The sequence below is a fragment of the Marinobacterium iners DSM 11526 genome, from assembly GCF_900107855.1.
GTDB lineage: Bacteria > Pseudomonadota > Gammaproteobacteria > Pseudomonadales > Balneatricaceae > Marinobacterium > Marinobacterium iners.
In genome coordinates this window covers 1-2,739 of the sequence record NZ_FNRJ01000044.1, presented here as the reverse complement: position 1 = coordinate 2,739, position 2,739 = coordinate 1, and the positions used below count along the sequence as shown (strand labels likewise).

Genomic DNA, 2,739 nt, shown 5'->3' with positions numbered 1-2,739 from the left:
AGCGGGCTGTTGAATACATAACGACCAACCACGTCGACACAGGTCAACGCCATCAGAATAAACAGCACAACAGACGCTACGACCTCAAGAAAAAAAGCCAGCCACAAGGCCGGCCCCTTCTCGTCGTAGTGCTTTTTAACCCAGGCACTTACGGACATGGATCACTCCTGCTTCTGAGCTTCGTACTCACGAGCGATCTTACGCAGTTCGGCCAGTGCGGCAGCGGCATCAACATCACGGTCGGAAACGTTGTCGATCCAAACCTGATCCATACCTCCAGCCAGTTGGTTGAACTGCTGCACGAATGCAGAAGACTCATCATGCTCGATAACATTTACACCCTGTTCACGTGCAAACGCCAAACCATCGATGTCCGCCTGTTCCCATGCCTGACCGGCCAGTGCAGAAAGCTTTTCGCCCGATACGCTCATGATTGCTTCGCGATCTTTCGGGTCCAGATCAGCCAGGAAATCCGGGTTGATAAACATGGAGAAAGTACCCAGGTACATGCCGCCCGGGATCACATTCAGGGTATTGGTCACTTCAGCCAGACGCTGAGCCTTCTGCTCGCCCAGGGGCAGCAGTGCTCCATCGATAACACCCTGCTGCATCATTTCGTACACTTTGGTGGCCGGAGCTGCAACCGGGGCAATGCCCATGCGCTCACCGATCTCGGCTTGAACGCCACCACCGATGCGGATTTTCTTGCCCTTAAGTTCACCGATGCTATTGATCGGAGAAGTGGTCATCAGCTGGCCCGGACCATGAGTAAACATGCCCAGCAGCTCAAGACCTTCAAATTCATTCGCTTTGTCGAAGTATTTCTGTTGTACGTTCCACAGGGCAACAGAGGCAGCTTCGGCGCCTACGCCCATGCCCGGCTGTTCAGCCGCGATTGGCAGCTTGAAACGGCCCGGTACATAACCATGGTAGCTGAAGCCTGCATCGATAACGCCGTCTTCAACCAGCTGGAAATAGGTTTTCGGGTGACCCACATCATACTCAATCTTGACTTCGACACGACCTTCAGTGGCTTCTTCAACCCACTTGGCCCAAGTCGGCCATACAACAGCGTTCTGTACCGCTGTCGGAGGCAGCCAGGTACCTACGATCAGCGTGGTATCAGCTGCCAGCACATTGGCTGATGCAGACAGACCCACAGCCAGTGCTGCAGCTTTGGTGGCAAATTTTATTGTTTTAATCATGGTATTGCTCCTGCTTGTTGTGGTTATACGCGTTGTGATACTTATAAGTATGGTTTATTCACAATTATTGTATCATTTTATCGTTTTAAGCAAATAGCCGTTGTCACTTTCGACACAAAAGTTATCCAGCATTTTTGCTTCAGTGCCAGTAGCAGTCAACGGAAGTGCTGCTGCAAAGCCGATATCGTTTGGTCACGGTCCACGTCTGAAACTACAGACAGTTTGCCGGCCAGACAAGTGTAATATGCGTAACACTTTCACCAACCCATCCCTGGGTCAGTGATCTGCTTCAGCGGTACAGTACCTCTGGCAGGATAAGCGCAATGGACGGGATGAAAATGATCAGAATCAGACGCACAATGTCCGCTATCCAGAACGGTGTCACGCCCTTGAATATAGTTCCTGTTTTAATATCTCGCACCACAGCACTCAAGACAAACACGTTCATACCCACCGGAGGCGTGATAAGACTGATCTCGGTCACGACGACCACCACAATACCGAACCACACCAGGTCAAAGCCCATTGAAGCGACAACCGGATAGAACACCGGCACCGTCAGCAGCATCATCGACAAACTTTCGAACACCATGCCCAGCACCACGTAGATGCCCATGATGGCAAAGATCACTACGATCGGTGCCACATCCATGGAGGTCACGAAGTTCAGCAACATGTCCGGCAGGCCGGCACGGTTGATGAAGTCGGAGAAAATCAGCGCCCCAATTACAACTGCGAACAGCATCGCCGAGGTACGGGCCGTATCCGCCAGGGTGTCGAACAGATTGGTAAGGGTCAGACGACCACGAAACAGTGCAATCAGGAAAGCACCGCCAGCACCGATACCGGCCGCTTCGGTCGGCGTGAACACTCCCAGATAGATACCACCCATCACAACGGCGAACAGCACCAACACACCCCAGACACCTTGCATGGCGATCATGCGATCTTTCCAGGACGTACGTTCACCGGGAGGACCGGCTTTGGGGTTGCGCCATACGACATAGCGTACAGCCACCAAATACAGCAGGATACCCAGGATACCGGGGATAAAACCGGCCGCAAACAGTTCACGGATGGAGGACTCGGTCAGCAGGCCGTAGATCACCAGAATTACGCTGGGCGGAATCAAAATACCCAGAGAACCACCTGCCGCAATGGACGCCGCCGCCAGTGAATCGGCGTAGCCAAATTTGCGCATGGAGGGCATGGCTACCTTGGACATGGTGGCCGAGGTTGCCAAGCTTGAACCACAGATGGCCGAGAAGCCGCCACAAGCAACTACCGTTGCCATCGCCAGACCACCCTTACGGTGCCCAAGGAAGGCGTTGGATACCTGATACAGCTCTTGGGACAGGCCCGAGCGAGTCACCAGGTTACCCATCAGAATGAATAGCGGAATCACCGACAGGCTATATTCCTGTACGGTGTCGACCACACGGTTGGAGGCCATCGACAGCGGGCCAGTCCAGCGGAAGCTGTCCAGATTGCCAAACTCCAGCCCCATCAGGGCCGAAAAACCAAAAAAACCGAC

The 2,739-nt window shown here is 53.5% G+C and carries 2 protein-coding genes; both read right to left on the bottom strand.

Going from position 1 to position 2,739, the window contains the following annotated elements:
* Window positions 1-161: 161 nt before the first annotated feature.
* Entirely contained in the window at window positions 162-1,205 is a 1,044-nt protein-coding gene (locus tag BLV48_RS18640) for a TRAP transporter substrate-binding protein (protein WP_091828272.1), read from the bottom strand.
* 289 nt (window positions 1,206-1,494) lie between these two features.
* On the bottom strand, window positions 1,495-2,739 hold a 1,245-nt coding region (locus BLV48_RS18635; RefSeq protein WP_139253995.1), incomplete at its 5' end, for a TRAP transporter large permease.